19 protein-coding genes are annotated in these 23309 nt (G+C 62.6%); 7 read left to right on the top strand and 12 right to left on the bottom strand.

Annotated elements, in window-relative coordinates:
• Positions 1–42: 42 nt before the first annotated feature.
• Positions 43–288: a hypothetical protein gene (locus KUV41_RS04865; RefSeq protein WP_206943848.1), complete on the top strand. Its 246-nt coding sequence runs from the start codon at positions 43–45 to the stop codon at positions 286–288.
• 46 nt (positions 289–334) lie between these two features.
• Here KUV41_RS04865 and KUV41_RS04860 read toward each other — a convergent pair whose 3' ends face one another.
• The 3 genes from KUV41_RS04860 to KUV41_RS04850 all read right to left on the bottom strand — a co-directional run bounded on the left by KUV41_RS04860 (position 335) and on the right by KUV41_RS04850 (position 3751).
• Positions 335–1408 (bottom strand): C45 family autoproteolytic acyltransferase/hydolase, encoded by a 1074-nt coding sequence (locus tag KUV41_RS04860; RefSeq protein ID WP_206943849.1) that lies wholly within the window; start codon positions 1406–1408, stop codon positions 335–337.
• 55 nt (positions 1409–1463) lie between these two features.
• Complete coding sequence (locus tag KUV41_RS04855; protein ID WP_206943851.1) at positions 1464–2717, bottom strand: dicarboxylate/amino acid:cation symporter; 1254 nt, start codon at positions 2715–2717, stop codon at positions 1464–1466.
• A gap of 242 nt (positions 2718–2959) precedes the next feature.
• The gene (locus KUV41_RS04850) at positions 2960–3751 is read right to left on the bottom strand and encodes a dienelactone hydrolase family protein (protein WP_222484653.1); all 792 of its coding nucleotides are present in this window, start codon (positions 3749–3751) and stop codon (positions 2960–2962) included.
• Positions 3752–4024: 273 nt separating this feature from the next.
• Between KUV41_RS04850 and KUV41_RS04845 the strand changes: the two genes are divergently transcribed.
• Positions 4025–5230, top strand: coding sequence for an ABC transporter substrate-binding protein (locus KUV41_RS04845; protein WP_206943959.1), 1206 nt, complete (start codon positions 4025–4027; stop codon positions 5228–5230).
• Between the two features lie 305 nt (positions 5231–5535).
• Here KUV41_RS04845 and KUV41_RS04840 read toward each other — a convergent pair whose 3' ends face one another.
• The 8 genes from KUV41_RS04840 to KUV41_RS04805 form a co-directional block, all read right to left on the bottom strand.
• Complete coding sequence (locus KUV41_RS04840) at positions 5536–6852, bottom strand: branched-chain amino acid ABC transporter permease (RefSeq protein WP_222162464.1); 1317 nt, start codon at positions 6850–6852, stop codon at positions 5536–5538.
• Positions 6852–7856, bottom strand: coding sequence for a branched-chain amino acid ABC transporter permease (locus KUV41_RS04835; protein WP_222484650.1), 1005 nt, complete (start codon positions 7854–7856; stop codon positions 6852–6854). Before KUV41_RS04835 ends, KUV41_RS04840 begins: the two co-directional genes overlap by 1 nt.
• Positions 7857–7884: 28 nt before the next feature.
• Complete coding sequence (locus tag KUV41_RS04830; protein WP_206943856.1) at positions 7885–8589, bottom strand: ABC transporter ATP-binding protein; 705 nt, start codon at positions 8587–8589, stop codon at positions 7885–7887.
• Between the two features lie 77 nt (positions 8590–8666).
• The gene (locus tag KUV41_RS04825; protein ID WP_206943857.1) at positions 8667–9437 is read right to left on the bottom strand and encodes an ABC transporter ATP-binding protein; all 771 of its coding nucleotides are present in this window, start codon (positions 9435–9437) and stop codon (positions 8667–8669) included.
• Between the two features lie 59 nt (positions 9438–9496).
• Positions 9497–10945, bottom strand: a complete 1449-nt coding sequence (locus tag KUV41_RS04820; protein WP_222484648.1) for a sodium-dependent transporter — start codon at positions 10943–10945, stop codon at positions 9497–9499.
• 176 nt (positions 10946–11121) lie between these two features.
• Positions 11122–11427: a hypothetical protein gene (locus tag KUV41_RS04815; protein ID WP_206943859.1), complete on the bottom strand. Its 306-nt coding sequence runs from the start codon at positions 11425–11427 to the stop codon at positions 11122–11124.
• 249 nt (positions 11428–11676) lie between these two features.
• Positions 11677–13503: a translational GTPase TypA gene (typA, locus tag KUV41_RS04810; RefSeq protein WP_206943861.1), complete on the bottom strand. Its 1827-nt coding sequence runs from the start codon at positions 13501–13503 to the stop codon at positions 11677–11679.
• A 563-nt stretch (positions 13504–14066) separates the two neighbouring features.
• Entirely contained in the window at positions 14067–14585 is a 519-nt protein-coding gene (locus KUV41_RS04805) for a glycosyltransferase family 2 protein (RefSeq protein ID WP_222484646.1), read from the bottom strand.
• A gap of 513 nt (positions 14586–15098) precedes the next feature.
• On the opposite strand from KUV41_RS04805, the gene glnA reads away from it, so the two are divergent.
• From glnA to KUV41_RS04780, 5 genes are all read left to right on the top strand, one after another.
• Complete coding sequence (gene glnA / locus KUV41_RS04800; protein WP_222162466.1) at positions 15099–16505, top strand: glutamate--ammonia ligase; 1407 nt, start codon at positions 15099–15101, stop codon at positions 16503–16505.
• A 151-nt stretch (positions 16506–16656) separates the two neighbouring features.
• Positions 16657–17343: a hypothetical protein gene (locus tag KUV41_RS04795; RefSeq protein WP_222484645.1), complete on the top strand. Its 687-nt coding sequence runs from the start codon at positions 16657–16659 to the stop codon at positions 17341–17343.
• 413 nt (positions 17344–17756) lie between these two features.
• Entirely contained in the window at positions 17757–18806 is a 1050-nt protein-coding gene (glnL, locus tag KUV41_RS04790; protein ID WP_222483951.1) for a nitrogen regulation protein NR(II), read from the top strand.
• Positions 18799–20211, top strand: a complete 1413-nt coding sequence (ntrC, locus tag KUV41_RS04785) for a nitrogen regulation protein NR(I) (RefSeq protein ID WP_206943869.1) — start codon at positions 18799–18801, stop codon at positions 20209–20211. The genes glnL and ntrC overlap by 8 nt, the downstream gene beginning before the upstream one ends.
• Positions 20212–20409: 198 nt before the next feature.
• Positions 20410–21381: a hypothetical protein gene (locus KUV41_RS04780; RefSeq protein ID WP_222483949.1), complete on the top strand. Its 972-nt coding sequence runs from the start codon at positions 20410–20412 to the stop codon at positions 21379–21381.
• 108 nt (positions 21382–21489) lie between these two features.
• Here the strand turns inward: KUV41_RS04780 and KUV41_RS04775 are convergent, their stop codons facing one another.
• Positions 21490–23307 (bottom strand): aminopeptidase P family protein, encoded by a 1818-nt coding sequence (locus KUV41_RS04775; protein WP_222483943.1) that lies wholly within the window; start codon positions 23305–23307, stop codon positions 21490–21492.
• Between the last annotated feature and the right edge of the window lie 2 nt (positions 23308–23309).

The following is a 23309-nucleotide window of genomic DNA, read 5'->3' as shown; positions in this document are numbered from 1 at the left end:
TGATTCTCATTGTTTTGAGTTGTCCGTCTGCAGGAGGTCGTCATGTCCTATCGCATCAAGACTGCACTTCACGGCGCCAATCCGACGCTGGAAATCTTCGACGTCAGCTCCGGCTCCATGCGTATGGCCTGGGAGTACCCCAAGGAGATGGCGAACGCAGACACCGATCCAGAGCTCGCCGCCATGCGTCGCGAAGAGGCCATTCACGAGCTGTTTCGGCGACTGTTTCTGCTGACCACCGAACAGTATCTGAAGGGTGAGCTTGGCAAGGGGGCTTCTGGTAAGTGAGGCATCTGTTTCGTGAAGTGTCTGCCCGGCGCAGTATCGCAGCGGCTCAGTGCGAACGGGGTGCCAACTGCATGGACGCCAGCGGCTGACATGGCTTGCCATGACGAAGCCACAGCACCTTGTCGGTCAGGTCCATGACCACGCTGAACAGGGTTTCCATTCGCTCGGCCTCGGGCACGCTGGGGTCGAAGTGGCGACACAGGCTTTCTTCCCCCGGGGAGTGGTCGCCCAGCAGGTCAAACAGACGATCGGGATCGAGCCCTGGCGCATCGTCATCGGCAGACGGCTGCGCTGCTACCAGGTGGTCGATCTGCTGATCAAGGCGGGTCAAGCGGGACCAGGAGTCGGGCTTGGGAAAGTCCTCGACCCAGTGGGTCGCGGCATCGCTGACCAGGTGATTGGTGTGGGTGATGGCACCGCGGCGAGGAGACAGCTGCCCCGGCGGGCCCGGATGAACTTCAAGCCCCAGGGCGCGACCATCGCCGTCGGCCAGCAGCAGGTGAGCCGGGGCGCAGACGCCGTCCTGGGCCACGGCCAGGGCATTGTCGAAGTCTTCGCTCTCGAGCATCTTGCGCAGCGCCAGGTGGATGGGCAGTCCCTCGCCACAGGTGGCTGAGCGAATGGCATTGAGGCCGACGCCGATGCCCTGAGTGTTGAGACCGATCTTGGCGACCATGCCAGCTTCACCAATGCTGATGAAGGCAGGTACCCCCGGCGCCTGAACATCCAGCACGACCAGGTGGTCGAGTTGGTCAGCGCGCCAGTCCCAGTTCTGGGCCAGCCATTGATGTCCCCCCCGGGCCAGGCTGAAGGCCGAACAGCCGCCGCTGGCACGGGTCAGCGAAATCTCGCTGCGACAGTTGAGGGTCAGGACATCTGTCAGCTCTCCCCCGATCCCCTGGGCAATGCCATCCATTTCCTCGAGGATCGCGGGAAAGCGTGACTCGATCATCGGCATGAAGCGCTCGGCATCGCGCCGGGCTTCATGCCATCTCAGTCCTGCCAGATCGTGGAACAGGCGATCATACACATCGATACTGGCGAGGATCGCCTCGCGATGCTGACGGCCATGTTCTCGCCCGATCTCGAGCCGACTGCCGGATAGTCGAGTGAGCTGCATCGTCCCTGTCCTGACGCTGTGTGGTTACTGTCAGCGTAGCAGGTTATGGCGACGCTCAGGTCTTGTTGGCGGCGTTGTAGACGTCCTCGTCGAGCTCGCCTTCGCTCTTGCCGACCAGGGTGGTGACCATCAGGTCCCCCGCCACATTGACGCTGGTACGGGCCATGTCGAGGATTCGGTCGACGCCTGCCACCACCGCCAGAGCCTCCAGGGGCAGGCCGATCTGGGCCATGACGATGGACAGCATGACCAGGCCAGCGCCAGGCACGCCGGCGGTGCCAATGGAGGCCAGGGTGCCGGTGACGATGATCATGCCGTAGTCTGCCAGGCTCAAGTCCACGCCGATCAGCTGAGCGATGAACACCGCGACCACCCCTTGATAGATGGCGGTACCGTCCATGTTGATGGTCGCGCCCACCGGCAGTACGAAGCCGGCAACCCCCTCCGAGACCCCCAGGTTCTTGGTCGCACAGCGCAGCGACACCGGCAGCGTGCCGGAAGAAGACGCCGAGGAATAGGCCACCACCAGGGCGTCGAGTATGCCCTGCAGATAGCGCATCGGGTTGAGACGGCCGAGCAGCGACAGCAGTCCCGAGTAGACCACCAGCACATGGACCACGCTGGCAAGGTAAGCCACGCCGATCACCTTGACCAGCGGCAGCAGGACCTCAGCGCCGTAGCTGCCGGCGACGTGGGCGATCAGGCCGAACACGCCGAAGGGCGCCAGCGCCATCACCAGGCTGGTCAGCTTGACCATGGCCTCGGCGAAGCTTTCGAACACCTTGACCACCGGCTCGCCTTTTTCGCCGATCAGGGTCAGCGACACACCGAGGCCGATGGCAAATACGATGATCTGCAGAATATTGCCGCTGGCCAGGGCGTCAACGGGATTCTGGGGCACCAGACCGACCAGAATCTGGATCAGGCTGGGCGCTTCCTTGGCCGCTTCAGGATTCGCCTCGAAGGACATGTCCAGGCCGACCCCAGGCTCGAACAGCCAGGAGGCAGCCAGGCCGATGGCGATGGCGAAGGCCGTCGTCAGCAGATACAGGCCAATGGTCCGGGCGCCAATGCGTCCCATCTTCTGGGGATCACGCATGGCGGTGATCCCGACCACCAGGGTGGAGAACACCAGCGGAACGATCAGCATCTTGATGGCGCTGATGAAGATATCGCCGATGGGCTTGAACACGCTGGCACTTTCGCCCATCAGGGTGCCGACGAGGACGCCCAGGGCGAGACCAACAAGGATCTTCTGCCACAGCGGAATGCGCCGCCAGAGGCCGGGGGAGCTGCTGGTGTGGGACATGAAACGTCTCCAGGGAAGGGGGAGGCTACACCCGCCTGCCTCCTCAAGGTGAATCGAGCATCGGCGCCCGGAACGGCCTAGCAAGATAGTCTCGTTGGGCCGTTCCTATCAGGCGATCGACATGATGGATGCGGATTCTATCGAAAAAACGTCTGCCGCGTTTTCATCCCTGGGACCCCAAGCGCTCGGCGACGTGAATTGGGCAGCCCCGTTTTTCGCTGCTGAACCTTACCGTGTGCGTCTTACCCTTCGCTGTTGCCTTGGCCATTGCTCAATGTCCGCGAGAGCAGGTCGTGGAAGGCGGCCCAGGATGCCTCGTCAGCCCGCTGCTGGTAACGCTCGCTGTCGAACACGGTGAAGGCATGGGGTGCACCGGAATACACCTGAATCTCGTAAGGGGCGCCGGCGGCTTCCAGTTCCTGTGATAGGGCGGCCACCTGATCCATGCTGATGGAGGTATCGGCGCCGCCATGGGCGATCAGCAGCGGCGGGGTGTCGGCAGAGTAGCCCTGGCCCTCGGGGGTGTCGAGACCGCCATGAAAGCTGGCAAAACCGTGAATGGCGTCATCGGGATTGGCGCGGGCCATCTCGAGCACCACGGCACCACCGAAGCAGTAGCCCATGACCACGGTATCGGTTGCCGCACCTTCGTCCCGCGCCTTGGCCAGCCCCGCCAGGGTCAGGCCCCGCATGCGCTCGCGGTCGTCATACAGCGCTGCCATCTCGGCCTTGCGGGCGTCGATCTCGGCGGGACGGTTGCCCTTGCCGTAAAGGTCGATGGCGAAGGCGTCATAGCCGTCCTCGGCCAGCATGTCGGCGCGGCGCTTCTCATAGTCGGTCAGGCCATCCCAGTCGTGGATGATCAGCACGCTGCCCTTGGCGCTGGACGAGTCAGGGCTGGCGGGGGCGAAGTACCCCTGAAAGGACTCTCCGTCGACCTGATAGTCAACGTTTTCCCCCGCGACAACTGACGTCGCCGCCAGGAGCATGGAAACGCTGATCAAGGGTGGGGTGAGACAGGAAATTCGAGGCATGACGGACTCCTTGTGGTCGGAATAGCGCGCCTGGCTGCGTGCTTGGTGCCTGTCGAGCCTAGGGCGCACGACTCATGAGTATAGAAGTGATCGCCAAGATGCCAGTGTGGTGACGCTGGCTGGGTCGTCATCCATCCACAGCGTTGGCAAGGCAGACTTGAGTTTTTAATGCCTTCCTTCCAGATTGGAGGTATGAAGACTCTGGGGCCAGGCGTGCAATCCATGTCGCTGCGCTTCCAGCTTCATCTCAGGACAACCAGAGCGAGACCAACAATCATGAAAAAGCGCGTACTGGCGACCGCGGTGGCCGCTACCACCCTGGCGGTCGGTTCCATGGCCCACGCAGAGGTCAAGATCGGATTTCTCGGTGGTTTCACCGGCGGTATCGAGAGTCTGACGCCCCCCATCTATGACGGCGCCCAGCTCGCCGTGGACCACATCAACAACCAGGGCGGCATCCTCGATGGCCAGGAAGTGGTCATGCCGACCGGTGATACCACCTGTGGTGATGCATCGGCCGCCTCCAACGCAGCGGACCGCATGGTCAACACCGAACAGGTGACCGCCATTGTCGGTGCTCTGTGTACCGGGGCGACGATTGCCGCGGCCAATAATGCCGGTATCCCCGGCGGGGTGACCATGGTGTCGCCGGCCTCCACGGCGCCAGCCGTCACCGACCTGGACGACAACGACCTGGTGTTCCGCACCGTGCCGTCCGATGCCTTCCAGGGAGAAATGCTGGCCAAGCTGCTGCTCGACAAGGGAATCGAGGAAGTAGCGGTCACCTACGTCAACAACGACTACGGTCGTGGTCTTTCCGATGCGTTCAGCTCCGCATTTGAAGATGGCGGCGGCAGCGTGCTGGAAAACCTGGCCCATGAAGACAACCGGGCAGACTATCGCAGCGAACTGGGCACGCTGTCGGCGACAGGGGCACAGACTCTGGTCGTGCTGGCCTACGCCGATACGTCGGGTCAGACCGTGGTGCGTCAGGCCTACGAGAGCGGCATGTTCACACAGTACGTCGGGGCCGACGGCATGGTGGGCGACAGCCTGGTCGAGGCCATCGGTGCCGATGTACTCGACGGTATGATTGCGACGCGGCCAGGAAGTCCTGACCTGCCTGGCACCGAGATCTTCACCGAATTGGCCAATAACGCCGGCATTGACCCCACCGCGGTATTTGCCGCCCAGGCCTACGACGCCGCCTTCCTGCTGGGGCTTGCGATTCAGCAGAATGGCAGCGCCGAGCGCGAGGGCGTATCGGCCGCGCTGCGCAGCGTGTCGTCGCCTCCGGGCGAAGTCATCCTGCCGGGTGAGTGGGAGAAAGCGGTGGAGCTGATCGCCGCCGGCACCGAGATCAACTATGAAGGTGCTTCTGGCACCCAGGACTTTGACGATAACGGTGACGTGCCTGGCGTGGTCCAGGAAATGACCGTGGAAAACGGGACTTTCACCGGCAAGGGCTTTGTTCAGTAGCCGCCTTGACGTAAAGTAAGGCGAGTCGTCGACGGACGACGCTGCATCCGGGCGGTCGCCTCCGCCCTATGACCGCGCCAATGCTCGCAACTGAGGCGCTTAAGGAAAGCCCCCGGCCATCTGGTTGGGGGCTTTATCATTATGGGGCGTTAGCCTCCTGGGCCCGCATGGTCTCCTGTAGCAGTGTGGTGGGAGCCTCCTCCTTCAGGGACGGTCACCTGCCAGCGAAACAGATAACACGACAAGGGCGGCCCGCAGGCCGCCCTTGTCAGATGCTGTAACGCGAAGCTGTCGTCGTGGCGCTATCAGTCGTGGTGCTTGACCTTCTCGGGCAGCAGGCCTTTCGGGGCCACCCGCAGCACGATGGTGATAAGCAGCCCGATGACGAACACTCGTGCCTGCAGGGCGCGGCTTTCGAGGCTACTGGGGACCTCCCAGCCGAAGCTGGCCTGACCGAAATGCGCGGCAAGCTCCATCACGTATAGCGCCAGCGGCTCCGACATGATCCAGATGATGTAGACCGCCACCGCCCCAAACAGCGTTCCCAGGTTGTTGCCCGGCCCACCAAGAATGACCATGACCAGCACCAGGAAGGTATGGTTGAGCGGCAGGTAGCCGTTGGGGTCAAAGATGCTGTTGAAGCTGCCCAGCGCCGCCCCCCCGATACCCATCAGCACACAGCCGAGCACGAAGATCTCGAGGCGGCGGCGGTTGATGTCCTTGCCCATGGCCGCAGACGATACCTCGTTGTCCCGAATGGCGCGGATCATGCGGCCCCAGGGCGCGTTGTAGGCGCGGTTGAGTAGAAAGAAGATGGCCAGGATCATCACCGCGGTGACCGACAGGTACATCGCCCTGGCCAGGGTGAAGCCGACCTCGCCTGGGGCTGGCACCGGCCAGGGCAGCGGCGACACAGTGGCGGTGCCTCGGGTCAGCCAGTCGGAGTTCTTCAGGAATGCCTTGATGATCTCGGCGATCCCTAGCGTCGCGATAGCCAGGTAGTCACTGCGCAGGCCGAGGCAGACGTGGCCAATGAAATAGCCCACCCCACCGGCCAGCGCGCCGCCGACGATCCAGCCGACCCAGACCGGCAGGCCCAGTCCGCCGACAAAGCCCATCTGGCTCTCGATGGCGTCGGTGACCTCGCGGAATTCGCTGATGACCACCATGTAGACGACCACACCGACCACCAGGGTGATCACGGTCCTGAGCCAGGAGGGCAAGCCCAGTCGGGTCAGGCGCGACAGGCCGAACACCAGGGCAATGCCGGCGACCACATAGGCCAGTACTCGCGCCAGTTCTCCCGGCAGGGAGCTGTCCCAGAAGGCGGGATTGACCGGCACGCTGAAGGTCATTGCGCAGAAGCCGCCAAGAGCCACGAAACCCATCACGCCAGCGTTGAACTGGCCCGCGTAGCCCCACTGAATGGTCAGCCCCAGGGCCAGGATGGCATAGCAGCTGGCCTCGACCAGCATGCGTGTCGAGTAAGCGGAGCCCATGACCATGAACACCGCGCTCACGGCAATGGCCAGCACCACCAGCAGGCTGAGCTCGCGTACCGGAAAGCGGCTCTGGGGCGCGCTATTGGTGTCATCACGATGATGAAAGTCGTTGGTCGTCATCAGATCACCTTGCCCTTGAAGATGCCGGTAGGACGCCATACCAGGATGGCAACGAGGATGAAGAAGGGCACCACGATCTTGTATTCAGTGCCGACGAAGGCCAGGTTGTTCGGCAACTCCAGCCACTCGGGAAGGCTGTCGCGGAAGGGTCTGAGCAGCACGTTCCAGTTGAATACCGCCAGGGTTTCGGCGAACCCCACCACGAAACCGCCTGCGATCGCGCCGAAGGGGTGGCCCACGCCGCCGACGATGGCTGCGGCAAAGATGGGCAGCAGCAGATGGAAACTCAGATCAGGCTTGAAGGTGACGTCCATCGACAAAAGCGTGCCGGCGATGGCCGCCAGACCACCGGCGATGACCCAGGTCACGGCCACGATGGTGTTGGTATTGATGCCAGAGGCGCGGGCCAGGTCGGGGTTGTCTGACATCGCGCGCATGGCCTTGCCCAGGCGAGTACGCGACAGAAACAGCTGCAGGCCAATGACCGCGACCAGGGTCAGCACAAACAGGTAGATCTGGGGTTCGGTGATCACCACCGGCACTCGCACGCCTTCTATTGGCAGGGCCAGGCGGAAGATTTCCTTGCGGTCATCGACGTAGAGGCTCTGTCCGCCGGTGCCGGAAAACAGGCGAATCAGCCCCTGCAGCATCAGCGTCACGCCCAGGGAGCCAATGACCATGACGATGGGTTTGACGCCATGGGCGCGCAGCGGCTTGTAAAAGACCTTGTCGATGCCGACCGCCAGGGCCGCGGTCAAGACCATGGCAAGCGGCAGCATGACGATGGCCGAGGGCACCCCCAGTGCCGCGCCGGCATTGGGGAACAGCGTTGCCAGCAACAGCACCATGAAGGCACCGAAGGTCATCATGTCGGCGTGGGCGAAGTGGGCAAAGCGCATGATGCTGAAGACCAGCGTCACCCCAACCGCGCCAATGGCGTAGATCGACCCGGTGACGCTGCCGGCGATCAGCACGTTGTTGATGAAGAACACGAATTCGTTCAAGGCGATATCTCCGCACTGGTGTCTGGCGTCAGCCGCCGAGGAAGCTCTTGGCCACGTCGGGATCGGCCAGCAAGGCCTGTCCCGAGTCGGTGAAGCGATTCTGGCCGGCGGCCAGCACGAAGCCCTTGTCGGCGATGGCAAGCGCCTGCTTGGCGTTCTGTTCCACCATCAGGATGCCGACGCCTGCCGCGTTGACCTCCTTTACCCTGTCGAAGATTTCGTACATGTACTTGGGCGAGAGGCCTGCCGTGGGTTCGTCCAGCAGCAGCAGTTCGGGTTCCGCCATCAGTGCCCGGCCCATGGCGACCATCTGGCGCTGTCCTCCTGACAGCTCGCCGGCGGGCTGGTGTCGCTTGTCATAGAGCGGGGGGAAGAACTCATAGGCCTTGGCCAGCATGCGCTTGATATTGCCAGGCTTGAGAAACGCGCCCATTTCGAGGTTTTCCTTGACCGTCAGGCTCGGGAAGACGTTGTGTTCCTGAGGTACAAAGCCCATGCCCAGCTCCACCAGACGATTGGTCGGCAGGTTGTGGATAGGTTCTCCGCGCAGCAGAATATCGCCCTGAGTCACGTTGAGCTGGCCGAAAATGGCCTTGAGCATGGTGGATTTGCCGGCGCCGTTGGGGCCGACGATGACGCCGATTTCATCGGCTTCGATGGTCATGTCCACCCCGTTGAGGATGTTCATCCCGCCGTAGCCACCGTGCACCTGGCGTGCGTCGAGTAGAGGCATAGTCCTGTTCTCTGCATGGGGCGCTCAGTGCGCCTCGGTCGTTGTTATTGCCCCCCTTGCGCGCAAGGAGGAGGAGGTCAGGCCGCGCCTGCACCGAAGTAGGCCTCGATGACCTCCGGATTGTTCTGAATCTCTTCGATCGACCCTTCCACCATCACCGAGCCCTGGGCCAGTACGATGACCGGGTCGCAAAGTCGGGCAATCATGTCCATGTCGTGTTCGATGACCAGGAAGGTGTAGCCGAACTCACGGTTCATGCGTTCGATATTGCCGATCAGGTCGCCCAGCAACGTTCGGTTGACCCCGGCGGCGATCTCATCGAGCAGCACCACGCGGGCGTCGGTCATCATGGTGCGGCCCAGTTCCAGTAGTTTCTTCTGGCCGCCAGACAGGTTGCCCGCCAGCTCGTTGCGCACGTGATTGAGCCCGATGAACTCGATGACTTCCTGAGCCCGACGCTTGATCTCGGCCTCATGCTCGCGCACCGCGCGCGGCGCGAACCAGGCCTTGGCCAGAGATTCGCCGGGCTGTGCGGGCGGAACCATCATCAGGTTCTCCAGCGCTGTCAGCTGGGAAAACTCGTGAGCGATCTGGAAGGTGCGCAAGAGCCCCTTGTGGAACAGTTCGTTGGCAGGCCGATTGGTGATGTCTTCACCGCTTAACAGGATCTGCCCCGAGTCCAGCGGCAGCGCGCCGGCAATGATATTGAACAGCGTCGACTTGCCGGCGCCGTTGGGGCCGATCAGGCCCGTGACCGAGCCTTCTTCGACCTGAATGGAGCAGTCGTTGATGACCCGCAGGCCGCCGAAGGCCTTGTTGACGTGACGCACATCGATGATGGCTGACATCCTGATACCTGCTGTGTTCGTTGTCGTTATTGTCGTGATGGGCGCCGCCCAGGCGGCGATCAACCGCCGTGATGTCCCTCGTGCTCGCCCAGCGTGCGGTAGGCGGCAAAGGCGCCTACCGTGACGATCGCGACGATGGCCGGTAGCCAGTAGCCCTCGACGTAAGGCAGAGCACGGAGGAACACGAAGGCCACCCCGGTGGGCGCGATGAAGCGCACCAGAAAGCGCCACAGGCTGAGCCAGCCAGCGCGCGTGTGCATCTCTTTCATGGATTCGGTCTGGGTCAGTGACCAACCGGCAAAGAGCGCAATCAGCAGGCCGCAGAAGGGCAGCGTGATATGCGTTGTCAGTTCCAGCACCTCGAAGGCGCTGCGACCGAAAAGATCATGGAAGGGGCTCTGTTCGGCCCAAAGATTGAAGCTGGCGACGGTCGCCAGTCCCAGCGCCCAGGCAACCCCCACGACGACCAGGACCGCCGTCACCCGGCTCAGCGAAAAGCGTTCTACCAGATATGCCGCTACCGGCTCGATCAGCGATATGGCAGAGCTGACGGCAGCCCCCAGCACCAGCACGAAGAAGATGGCGCCGATCAGCGCGCCGGAAGGCATGGCCGTGAAGGCTAGCGGCAGCGACACGAACATGAGTCCAGGGCCTTCATCGGGAGACAGGCCTGCTCCGAAGACCAGCGCGAAGATGGCCAGCCCCGCCAGAATGGCGACCAGGGTGTCGATCAGGGCCACGGTAAAGGCCGTGAGGGTCAACGACGTCTCGCTTGGCATATAGGCGCCGTAGGCCATGATCGCCCCCATGCCGAGGCTCAGGGTGAAGAAGGACTGGCCCAGGGCAACCAACCAGCCTTCCAGGCTCAGATCGGAGAGCGAGAACGATAGCAGGAAGTCGCTGGCAGCGAGCATGTCGCCTGCGGCCGCTGCATAGAACAGCACGACCAGCAGGATCACCAGCAAGGTAGGCATCAACAGGCGCAGGCCGCTTTCGAGGCCGCGGTGGACGCCGCGCGCCACGATGTACGCGCAGATCACCAGGAATAGCGTGTGATAGAGCGTCAGCTTGATCGGTGAGCTGATCAGGCTGGCAAAGTCACTGGCGAGGGTGGCTGCGTCGGCACCTCGTAGCGAGCCCGTCAGCATCTCTCCCAGGTAGTGGATCGCCCAGCCACTGATGACGGAGTAGAAGCTGAGGATCAGCAGTGCCGAGACACCCCCCAGCCAACCGATGATTTCCCAGGCCCTCGAGGTCTTGTGACAGCGTGTCAGGAAGCGCATGCCCATGATCGGGCAGCGCCGGCTGTTGCGGCCCAGCATGATCTCGGCGATCAGAATCGGCACGCCGATGGCAAACACACACAGCGCGTACACCAACAGGAAGGCACCACCGCCATGCTCGCCCACCAGATAAGGAAAGCGCCAGAGGTTGCCAAGCCCCACTGCTGAGCCAACCGCGGCCAGCAGGAAGGTGCCTTTGTGGGTCCAGATGTTGTCGCTGCTCATGGGGCATCCGTCGACATGTCAGACTTGTCAGTCGGACTGACCGGGCGATGGCCCGGTCTCACATGCCAACTTTGCGATACAAACGTATGCCTGACTAGAGGGGGTGCGTTTAGCAGGCGTTGGTGGGGCGTGATAGTGGCGGGCTTTTCATCTTGTCGACGATAGCCGTCGGGGCCTTAGCTACCGACTCGCGGCGCCAGCGAGCGGTGGTCGTCGCCCAGGCGTACCGTATCACCGACCGACAGGTCGCCGATGGACTGAGTGCGCTCCCCGGTTCTGACCGAGATAAGTGCCACCACGTCGCCAATGCTCGCGGTATCGTCATCGACCCGAGCTTCCACTTTTACCCTGACCGAGTATCCGTGATAGCGGCCGGCAATGATGCTGCCGATGTGGGCTGTGGGGTACTCGTCAGGCTTGTCGGCAAAATAGCGTTGTACGCTGTCGGCGCCGGGATCATCCCATTCGACATGCTTGTGCATTCGCGTGGCTCCTCGTTCGCGAAAGATGATGTTCTGTCCTTAGCATAGACCTGTCGGGGCAGGGTCGCCGACGGACCCCTTACTCCGAAGCCATACTCCTGTGGCAGCTTATGGGCGGAGAAGTTCCTTTATCAAGCCCAGGCTGATAAATGCTCCATGGGGGGCGAGTCGGCCAATATGGCGGATGTCCCGCTACAAACGACGATGCCCGCCAGAGGGCGGGCATCGAGGCAACGGAAAGCGGCGCGATTACTTCTTGCTGGCGCGCTTGCGTTCGTTTTCTGTCAGGAACTTCTTGCGCAGACGGATATGGTTCGGGGTGATCTCGACCAGCTCGTCGTCATCGAGGAATTCGATGGCCTGTTCCAGGGTGAAGCGCACCGGCGGAGTCAGCACGATGTTCTCGTCGTTACCGGAGGCGCGCATGTTATCGAGCTTCTTGCCCTTGGTCGGGTTTACCACCATGTCGTTGGCACGGTTGTTGATGCCGACCAGCATGCCCTCATAGACCTCGGTGCCGTGGTCGATGATCAGCTTGCCGCGCTCCTGCAGCGCATACAGGGCGTAGGCGAGGGCCTTGCCCGGTACCATGGACACCAGCACGCCGTTGCGACGCTCGATGGAGGCGTCGGGCTTGAGCGGGCCGTAATGATCGAAGCGGCTGGTCAGGATGCCGGTGCCTGACGTCAGGGTCAGGAATTGACCGCGGAAACCGATCAAGCCGCGCGCCGGAATGATGAAGTCAAGGCGCACGCGGCCCTTGCCATCCGGATTCATGTTCTTGAGCTCGCCCTTGCGGTAGCCGAGCTCTTCCATGATGGCGCCCTGATGCTGCTCTTCGCAGTCGATGATGACTTCTTCGTAGGGCTCCTGCTTTTCGCCATCGATCTCGCGGATGATGACTTCAGGACGACCGACGGCCAGCTCGAAGCCTTCGCGACGCATGCTCTCGATCAGCACCGACAGGTGCAGCTCGCCGCGACCGGAGACGATGAACTTCTCCGGTGATTCACCCTGCTCGACGCGCAGCGCGACGTTGTGGATCAGCTCCTGGTCCAGGCGATCCTTGATGTTGCGGCTGGTGACGAACTTGCCGTCCTTGCCGGCAAAGGGCGAGTCGTTGACCTGGAAGGTCATGGAGACCGTCGGCTCGTCGACCGTCAGGGCCGGCAGTGCCTCGACCGCAGCCGCGTCACAGATGGTGTCGGAGATGGCCAGTTCGTCGATACCGGTGATGCAGACGATATCGCCAGCAGTAGCCTGCTCGGTCTGGACACGCTCAAGGCCCAGGTGGGTCATGACCTGGCCAATCTTGCCCTTGCGGGTCTGGCCTTCCTTGTTGATCACCACCACCTGCTGGTTCGGTGACATGGCGCCGCGAGTGATGCGACCAAGGCCGATGACGCCGACGTAGCTGGAGTAGTCGAGGGCCGAAATCTGCATCTGCAGCGGGCCATCGAGTTCAACCTTGGGCGGCTCGACGATGTTGACGATGGACTGGAACATCGGCGTCATGTCCTCGGCCAGCTGGTCCGGTTCCGGACCGGCAATGCCGTTGAGCGCCGAGCAGTAGATGATCGGGAAGTCGAGCTGCTCGTCGCTGGCACCCAGGTTGTCGAACAGATCGAAGATCTGATCGATGACCCAGTCAGGACGTGCGCCGGGGCGGTCGATCTTGTTGACGACAACGATCGGCTTCAGGCCCTGGTCGAAGGCTTTCTGGGTGACGAAGCGAGTCTGCGGCATCGGGCCGTCAACGGCATCGACCAGCAGCAGGACCGAGTCCACCATGGACATGACGCGCTCGACTTCGCCGCCGAAGTCAGCGTGTCCAGGGGTGTCCACGATGTTGATGTGGTAGTCCTGTCCCTCGGGAGAGCTCCAGCGGATCGCCGTGTTCTTGGCCAGGATCGTGATGCCACGTTCCTTTTCCTGGTCATTGGAGTCCATGATGCGCTCCTGCCCCTCGGCCTTGCGGTCCAGAGTGCCGGACTGGCTGAGCAGCTTGTCGACCAGGGTGGTTTTGCCGTGGTCGACGTGAGCGATGATGGCGATGTTGCGAAGATTCTCGATCACGACGGGATCCTGCTGGAAAAAGTGGGGCCGCATTATAGGGCCTGGGTGATGACAACGACCAGCATTGTTGCGGTCAATCTATCCGTGAATTCTCAAGATACTGAACTTTCAAGCACCTGCGTGACGCTGACTTGACGCGTTAAGCCCCATTTTCAGGCGTTTTTACGCGAGAAGGCGACAAGAAAGGAGTGGCTTGAGGTGCCATCTCTTGTGTGTCCGCCTGTTTGAGACGGCGTTTTTCGACGCCACGGCATAACAACGTCTACACGACAACGTCTATATGACTACGTCTTTGTGACGCCTTGATGAGAGGGCTCTCCACGACGGTGTTCTATCAACATGAGTATCAGCGTCATCCAGCGGGTCGCTGAGGGCCTGCCCCTGGCTGGCGCTTGGCAGGAGTGTACGGGGCTGCTGCATGGGAGCCGCTGCATCAGGGCCGCTGCATCAGGGCCGCTGCATCAGGGCCGCTGCATCAGGGCCGCAGTAGAGACATGCTCAGGATGGCATGGGCCAACTACGACATAACCGCCGTTGCGCGGCGGCTGCTGAGTAGCTGTCCCTCAGGCGCGCTGTACCAGCGCATTGGCCCGACAGGCCTTGAGCCGCGTGGCCAGGTCTTCTACGGCGCTCAGGTCCAGCGATGGATCAAAGCCTCCCAGGCGCTCGAACCAGTTGCGCTCTACGCCCAGTGCCCGTGTGGGCGTCTGTCGCAGCAGTTGGAACAGGGCCAGCGGACAAGGCCGAGATGGCCTGACCATGGGGCGTGATTCGTCGGCAGCCGCGGCCATCATGCGTTCTACCCAGGCAGAGTCCAGTGGGCCCAGGCAGAAGCCGAGCATTCGCCCATTGCTGTGGGAGGCTGCCAGGTTGAAGCGTCTCCCCATCGGCGCCGGACGGATGCGCACCAGCCGATAGTCTTTCGCGTGCTCACCGAGCTGTTCAGAGGTGATGCCACCATCGTCGATGACTATGATCTCGCTGCGCCCCTGGAACAGGGCAATCTGCTGGCGTGCTTGCGTCAGCCGACAGGACAAATCCTTGCCGGTCAGGCGGGCATCGATGATCAGGCTGATATTCACGACGACACTCCGAGGCGGGTGACGACGACCGTGACACGACGGTCGGCGACAAACGTAAGGAAGTGTATCCGTGCGTTGCAGAAGGTTCCAGCGACCCCTTACCCCTAGCGATCGCCTCGGCAGACTTCAGCGCCGAGATGGTTGAGGGTTATTTTGGTGCATAAAAGTTTCCAGCGCTTCATTTTGGTGCACAAGTGGGTCTTTGTCGCGATGGCCGTGAGCCAATGCGCTATGCTGGAGCAGCTGTGGCGAGAACTTAAAATCGATGAAAAACATGTGGTTGAAATTTTTTTGATCAATGCTGGTGCAATGATGGCACGCAACCTGCATTGTTTCTGACAGTGTCATCGTGTCGAGCACGTCACCATGGGAACTGTCCCGGGAGCGTGCTACAAAGGATCCCGGTACCCCTTTTGCTCCCTGGATCATCCCCCAATTCGAAGTCGGTGACATGGGATTGGTGCCGTCGCCCCAATGCTCGAGTCACGAACAAGTTTCACTCTGGAGGACCACATGTCAGACAAGACTCTCGCCCTGATCAACGAACATGACGTCAAGTGGGTTGACCTGCGTTTCACCGACACCCGCGGCAAGGAACAGCACGTCACTATTCCGGCCTCCGAGGTCGACGAGGAATTCTTCGAGAACGGCCAGATGTTCGATGGCTCCTCCATCAACGGCTGGAAGGGCATCAACGAGTCCGACATGATTCTGCGTCCGGAAGACGGCACCGGCTTCCTCGACCCCTTCACCGAAGACGCGACCCTGATTCTGCGTTGCGACATCATCGAGCCGGCTACCATGCAGGGCTACGAGCGCGACCCGCGTTCCATCGCCAAGCGCGCTGAGGCCTACCTGCAGTCTTCCGGCCTGGGTGATACTGCATTCTTCGGCCCCGAGCCCGAGTTCTTCATCTTTGATGAAGTGCACTGGAAGGCCGACATCGAAGGTGCGATGTACAAGATTTCCTCCGAAGAGGGTGCCTGGTCAACGGACCGCGCTGTCGAAGGCGGCAACCTGGGCCACCGTCCTCGGGTCAAGGGCGGCTACTTCCCGGTTCCCCCGGTGGACAGCTTCCATGACATGCGCGGCGCCATGTGTAACACCCTGGAAGCCATCGGCCAGAAGGTCGAGGTGCACCACCATGAGGTGTCCAACGCCGGCCAGAACGAAATTGGCGTAGCCTTCAACACCCTGGTCAAGAAGGCCGACGAAGTTCAGGAAATGAAGTACGTGATCCACAATGTGGCCCACGCCTACGGCAAGACCGCCACCTTCATGCCGAAGCCCCTGGTCGGCGACAACGGTAGCGGCATGCACGTGCACCAGTCCTTCTGGAAGGACGGTCAGAACCAGTTTGCTGGCGACCAGTACGCTGGCCTGTCTGAAATGGCGCTGTTCTACATCGGTGGCATCATCAAGCACGCACGTGCGCTGAACGCCTTCACCAACGCTTCTACCAACTCGTACAAGCGTCTGGTGCCGGGCTTCGAAGCACCGGTCATGCTGGCCTACAGTGCCCGTAACCGCTCTGCGTCGATCCGTATTCCGTACACCGCCAGCCCCAAGGGCAAGCGTGTCGAGGCGCGTTTCCCTGACCCGACCGCCAACCCCTACCTGTGCTTCGCGGCCATGCTGATGGCGGGTATCGATGGCATCAAGAACAAGATCCATCCTGGCGATGCCATGGACAAGAACCTCTACGACCTGCCGCCGGAAGAAGGCAAGTCAATTCCGACCGTGGCGGAAAGCCTCGACCAGGCGCTGGCGGCTCTCGACGAAGACCGCAGCTTCCTGACCGAAGGTGGTGTCTTCACCGACGACATGATCGATGCCTACATCGAGCTCAAGAACGAAGACGTGGAGCGCCTGCGCATGACCACGCACCCGATCGAGTTCGACATGTACTACAGCTGCTGATCCAGCGACGACGACACCGCGTCGTATATCGGCCCCGCCTTGAGCGGGGCCGATTTTTTTTGGCCTGGCCTTGCCCTCGAGCAAGCGATGCCCTTGGCCTGGCAGGACAGGCATCGCATGCTTGCCAGGACACCCCCATCAAGGAGCCACCGTGAAGCTACCCCCGCGCTGCCGGCAGGCCATGTCGCCACAGCCGTCGGGCCGCCTGCCGGCTCGGCGATGCCGGTTGGAGCTGATGTGGCTGGGGTGGATATGGCGGGAGCGGATATGGCTTTGGCGAGTATCGAGAGGCCTGCTGCTGACGATACTGCTGCTGTATGGCTCCCAGGGGAGTGCCGCCGATGCCCTCTATCGTCGCGTCGAACGTCATGGCGGCGTCACCTATAGCGATCGGCCGCTGGAAGGTGGAGAGCGCTTCGTGCCAGGGGTGCTCTCCCATGTGCCGAGTGCTCCTCTGCCCCCGGCACTGTCCCAGCTGCCGGGGGATATCAGCGCTGCTGCGCCGGGCTACCTGGCACGGGAGGTACTGGCCATTGCCCGTCCGGCATCTGGCAGCGTGCTGCCCAGCGGCGCTGGCGGCAGCCTCGAGGTCGCGGCGGCCGTAAGCCCGCCTCTTGACGCCGGTTATGTGCTGGGGCTTGAGGTCGATGGCGTGCTGGTGACGACGGGGGATTCTCCACTGACCCTGACTCAGCTCGAGCGGGGAGAGCACCGCATCGTCCTGGTCGTGATCGACCCTGATCGCAAGGTTCGCCAGCGCAGCGACGCTGTCGTGCTGCACGTGCAGCGAGCCCGCGTTGCGGTGCCCGCGACTTCTCGCCATGGGGCGTCATCGTAGATAGCGAATGCTCCCTGTCTCCCTTGTTCCCGTTCCCCCTGGTCCCCCTGTCCCCCTGGTCCCCCTGTCCCCCTGGCAGCTCAGACATCTGGCCAGAGTCACGTCGGTCCCGGGTGGCGCGCTGGCGTGGCCCCAATCCCATTCGGCATAAGCCCTAAACCAGTGCAGTGCACCAGCTTGGTGCAGTAGCATGTCCATGGGGAGGAGTGTCCAGGCTCCCCCGTGGGACGACAGCGGGTACACGGCGCACCACGGTGGTCATCGTCTGGGTGAAGGCGAGTCTGGCCCGCTTCTTGCTTGCATTAAGGAAGTGCACTCGCTGACGACGCCTGCTTCGGGATGGCGCCTTCAGCGCCTCGCAGGGGGTGCACCTCACGCTCGGCTGAACGACTTCATCTGCTCAGGATACGCTCATGGCGTCAGGCATCATCGAACACCTCACCACGGCGGTTGTATTGCTTGATGAGGACTTGCGTCCAACGTGGATGAATCCCGCAGCGGAAGCCCTGCTGGCTGTCAGCGCTGCCCGAGTGATCGGCGTACCGCTGGGAGATTGGGTCGGCGGAGAAGACGATATCGCCGACGTGCTGGCGCGTGCCAGAGACGGTTTGCACCCCTATACCCAGCGTGAGGCGCGGCTGACCCTCGGCGGTGGCGAACCCTTGACGGTGGACTACACGGTGACGCCGTTGTCCCGGGATAGCCTGCTGCTAGAGCTGGAGCCGCGGGACCGGCTGTTGCGGATCTCGCGAGAAGAGGCCCTGCAGTCGCGCCAGGAGACCATGAAGGTGCTGGCGCGAGGGTTGGCTCACGAGGTCAAGAACCCGCTGGGCGGCATACGTGGCGCCGCACAGCTGCTGGAGCGTGACCTCGAGCAGACACCCGCGCTCAAGGAATACACCCGCATCATCATCGAGGAAGTGGATCGACTCAGGGATCTGGTCGATTCCATGCTCGGGCCGAACCGCGTGAGCCGCCGGGAGCCTCTGAACATCCACCGGGTGCTGGAGCGTGTCCGGGCACTGCTGCTGGTAGAGCAGCCCCAGGTCCGCATCGAGCGAGACTACGATCCCAGCCTGCCCGAGCTGATCGGTGACGAAGCACAGCTTATCCAGGCCGTGCTCAATGTTGCGCGCAATGCAGTGCAGGCTCTGGTCGAGTCGGACACCCCAGACCCCGTGATCAGCCTGCGGACCCGGGCCAGACGCCAGTTCACCCTGGGGGCCCAGCGTCATCGCCTGGTCTGCGATGTCAGTGTGATCGACAACGGGCCAGGTATTCCCGACACCCTGCGTGACACCCTGTTCTATCCAATGGTATCCGGACGGGCCGAGGGCAGCGGCCTGGGGCTGTCGATTGCCCAGTCGGTGCTGCATCAGCACGACGGGCTGATCGAATGCGAGTCCGCCCCCGGACACACAGAATTTCGCTTGCTGATTCCCCTGGAGATGAGTCATGACTGATGCCGCTCGTATAATGATCGTCGATGACGATCGCGCCATTCGCTGGGTGCTGGAGCGGGCGCTGGCACAGCCTGACTTGCAGGTGGAAGCGGTCGAGCGTGCCGATACGATTCTGGATCGTCTGCTCTCCTCACCCCCGGATGTTCTGGTCACCGATATTCGTATGCCGGGCATCGATGGACTGGATCTGATGGCAAAGGTGCGTGAGGTGCACCCTGATCTTCCGGTCATCGTCATGACCGCTCACTCCGACCTGGACAGTGCGGTAGCTTCCTATCAGGGGGGCGCCTTCGAGTACCTGCCCAAGCCCTTCGATGTCGATGAGGCGCTTGCCCTGGTGCGCCGAGCGGTCGCCCACGTGCGAGAACGCCAACGGCCCGTCAGCGTTCCCGAAGGCCTGGATGCAGAGATCATTGGTGAAGCGCCGGCCATGCAGGAGGTCTTTCGTGCCATCGGCCGACTCGCCCACTCGCACATCACCGTGCTGATCAACGGCGAGTCAGGGACGGGCAAGGAACGGGTGGCACGCGCCCTGCACCAGCATAGCCCGCGCGCGGGCAATCCCTTTATCGCCCTCAACATGGCCGCCATTCCTCGGGATCTGATCGAATCCGAGCTGTTTGGTCACGAAAAGGGAGCCTTTACCGGTGCCAGTGCCAGTCGCCAGGGGCGCTTCGAACAAGCCAACGGCGGCACCCTGTTTCTCGACGAGATCGGCGACATGCCGTCGGAAACCCAGACTCGGCTGCTGCGGGTGCTGGCCGACGGCGAGTTCTATCGGGTCGGGGGACACACGCCGGTCAAGGTGGATGTGCGGATCATCGCCGCCACCCACCAGGATCTGGAGACACTGGTGGCCGATGGGCGTTTCCGTGAGGACCTGTTTCACCGCTTGAACGTGATCCGCGTTCATCTACCGCGGCTGTCCCAGCGGCGTGAGGATATTCCGCGGCTGGCCAGGCACTTCCTGGCCGAGGCCGCCAAGGAGCTATCCACCGACGTCAAGGTACTGACCCAGGACGCCGAGGAGTTTCTGACCCGGGTGGACTGGCCTGGCAACGTGCGCCAGCTGGAGAACACCTGCCGCTGGCTGACCGTGATGGCCTCCGGGCGCGAGGTGCTGGTCGAAGACCTGCCGCCGGAGCTGCGTGGGGGGGATGACGTGGCTGCCGGAGGGGACTGGCGTGAGGCGTTTCGCGCCTGGGCTGACGGTGCCTTGGCCGCTGGCCATACTCACTTGCTGGAAGAGGCCGTGCCTGATTTCGAGCGCATTCTGATCGAGACAGCGCTCAAGCACACCGCGGGACGCAAGGGCGAAGCGGCAGAGCTGCTTGGCTGGGGTCGCAACACGCTGACGCGCAAGCTGAAGGTGCTGCTGCCTTCGCTGGCCGAGGACCACGATTGAGCGTGGTGGCCGTAGCAAGGGCATAACCTCTCTGTTGAAATTGACCTACCTCAAGGGGCGTATCACAAACGGCCAATGAGTGATCTAGAGTGATGGCGGAATAGCATATTCTCTCCAAACATTGTTTGAGCCGCCACGCTCTTGTCACCACGTTTGCAGCTTCAGCAGTGCTGCTGCGCTTCTGAGAGGGTCTTTCCCATGTCTTTTTCGCGTATTGGCAGGTTTAGCCTGCTGAGCTTGTGTTTCTGTGTCTTGGCGACGGGCGCTTACGCCCAGGATTCCGGCCGTCCGGTCACGGTCCCCGCTCACAGCGAGCAGGCCCCAGCTGCTGGTGATGACCTCGCCGCCATTGCCAAGGAGACCACCAACCCGGTCGGCTCCGCCTGGATGCTGTGGATGCAGAACGACTACACCCATCTCGATGGTGATGACTTCGATGGTCGCTGGTCGAACTCCTTCAAGTTCCAGCCCGTCATGTCCTTCCCGTTCGAGCTGGCCGAGGATAACTGGAACCTGGTGGTGCGCCCCGTCTTCCAGTACAACTCCTCGCCCATGGACGAGAGCTTCGGGACCTTGGCTCGTGGTGGCAGTCCGCTGGACATCGACCCAGATGAATGGAGTCGCAATGCCCCCCATCGGGGCAGGACGGAGGGGCTCGGTGACACGGCGCTGGTCACCTTGGCCGGCCCGGCTCGCAGCGATGGCGTGATCTGGGGGCTGGGGATGACGCAGATTTTCCCGACCGCAGAGCACGATGTACTGGGGCAAGGGAAATTCCAGGCCGGTCCTGCGGCGCTGATTGCTCGCCTGGCGCCGAATCCTGGTGGCTGGAACATGGGCCTGCTGGCCCAGCATTGGTGGTCCTATGCCGGTGAAGATGATCGGGAGCACACCAGCCAGACCGACCTTCAGTACTTTCTCAACTATCGACTCAGTGGCACCGAATTGGTGGGCATGACCCCCAACGTGCGGATCAACTGGGAAGCGGACAGTGGAGAGAAGGTCAATTTCCCGATTGGCCTGGGGTACTCCAACGTGATCCGCATGGGCAATACGCCGGTTCGCCTGGCCGCCGAGATTCAGCGCAGCGTGATTCGCGGTGACGAGTGGGACGCCGACTGGAATCTGCGCTTCATGTTCATCCCGGTGGTCAAGAACCCCTTCCTGTAAGGACGTTGTCGCCTGCCATGAAACGACAGAAGGGCTCCGCCATGGCGGAGCCCTTCTTGGTTTGCTCTGACGCTAAGCTTGTCGGCGTGATCGCCGGCGAGGTTGCGATCAGGCCAGCGTCAGAGGCTCGGTGCGCGCCTCAAGCCAAGCCAGCGCCGGGCCATCGAGCAGAGGTGCCAGCCGGCGGCGGACCTCGGCATGATAGGCGTTGAGCCAGTCGAGCTCGGCCTGGTCAAGCATCAGCGGAGCCAGGCAGCGGCTATCAATGGGACACAGGGTCAGCGTCTCGAACTCCAGGAAGTGACCGAACTCACTCGCGGGAGCGGGGCGGTTGGCTACCAGGTTCTCGATCCGCACGCCCCACTGGCCAGGCCGATATACGCCAGGCTCGTTGGACGTGATCATGCCCGCACGCATGGCGGTATGCTCGGCGACGGACGCGCCGGAACTGATCACCTGAGGGCCCTCATGCACATTGAGGAAGTAGCCTACTCCATGGCCGGTGCCGTGACCGTAGTCACGCCCGGTGGCCCACAGCGGCGCCCGCGCCAGGGCGTCTAGCCGCGAGGCGGCGATACCCTCTGGAAAACGCGCTCGGGACAGCGCAATCATGCCCTTGAGCACCAGGGTGCAGTCTTCGCGCTGCGCCCGTGACACCTCGCCCACCGGTACCATGCGGGTGATGTCGGTCGTGCCGCCACGGTACTGGCCGCCGGAGTCGATCAGCAGTAGCCCGTCACCCTCTATCGTCGAGTAGGCCTCGGCGGTGGCGCGGTAGTGGGGCAGGGCACCGTTGGCATTGAAGGCGGCAATGGTGTTGAAGCTTTCGCAGACGAAGTCAGCGTGCTGGGCACGCTGTTCGCGCAGACGGGTTTCCACATCGAGCTCGCTGACCGGTTCCTGGCGGGACAGGCATTCCTCCAGCCAGGCAAAGAAACGGCACAGGGCTGCCCCATCTGCTTCCATGGTCTGGCGCACGAACGCCAGTTCATGATCCGTCTTGATGCCCTTGGCCAGGGTGCTGGGCTGAAACGCCTCGACCACGTTCATCTCCGCCGGCAACGCCTGACGGGTGCCGAGGGTCACGCGAGCCGGATCGATCAGTGCCGTCTCGTCCCGGGGCAGAGCCGCCAGGCGCGCTGCCCAGTCAGCATAGTCGGCGACCTCGATACCGTCTTCGGCGAGCGCCTGAGTCTGTTCGACGTCCAGCTTGCCGGGTGCGACAAACAGGGTGGCTGTCGCCCGGCCAACCAGCAGGTGGGCCAGAAACACGGGGTTGAAGCCCACGTCCGAGCCACGCAGGGTGGTCAGCCAGGCGATGTCGTCGAGGGTCGAGATCAAGTGCCAGTCGGCGGCGTGGTCGGCCATGGCCTCGCGCAGATGGGTCAGCCGTTCACCACGTGTCTGATCGAGATAGCGCGGGTCGTGGGGTTCGATGGGCTCCAGCGGCAGGCGTGGACGGTCGGCCCAGATCTCGTCGAGCAGGTCCTTGTCGCCACGCAGGTTCACTCCCTGCTGGCCAAGCAGTTCGTCCAGCTGGCGGCCGTGTGCCAGCGATACCACCTGGGCGTCATAGCCGAGCGTGTCGCCCGCGGCGAGCCGCTCACTGAGCCACTGCATCGGCGCGGCAGCCTGCCCCTGGGTCAGCTTCTGCATGGCAATGCCGCTGCCAGCGAGCTGGGCCTCGGCCTGCACAAAGTAGCGGCTATCGACCCACAGCCCCGCCTCGTCCTGGGTCACCACCAGGGTGCCGACAGAGCCATCGAAGCCGGAAAGCCACTCGCGCCCGGCCCAATGCTCGGGCAGGTATTCGCTGTTATGGGGATCGCTGGAGGGTAACCACCAGGCGTCTACCTGATGGCGACGCATCGCGTCACGCAGTTCGCTGAGACGTTGGCGAGCGGTCTCGGCGCTGGTTGAGGACATGC

This window comes from Halomonas sp. DP8Y7-1, assembly GCF_019801685.1.
GTDB lineage: Bacteria > Pseudomonadota > Gammaproteobacteria > Pseudomonadales > Halomonadaceae > Halomonas > Halomonas litopenaei_A.
Note: the sequence above shows the minus strand (reverse complement) of the source record. Positions and strands in the feature narration are given on the sequence as shown.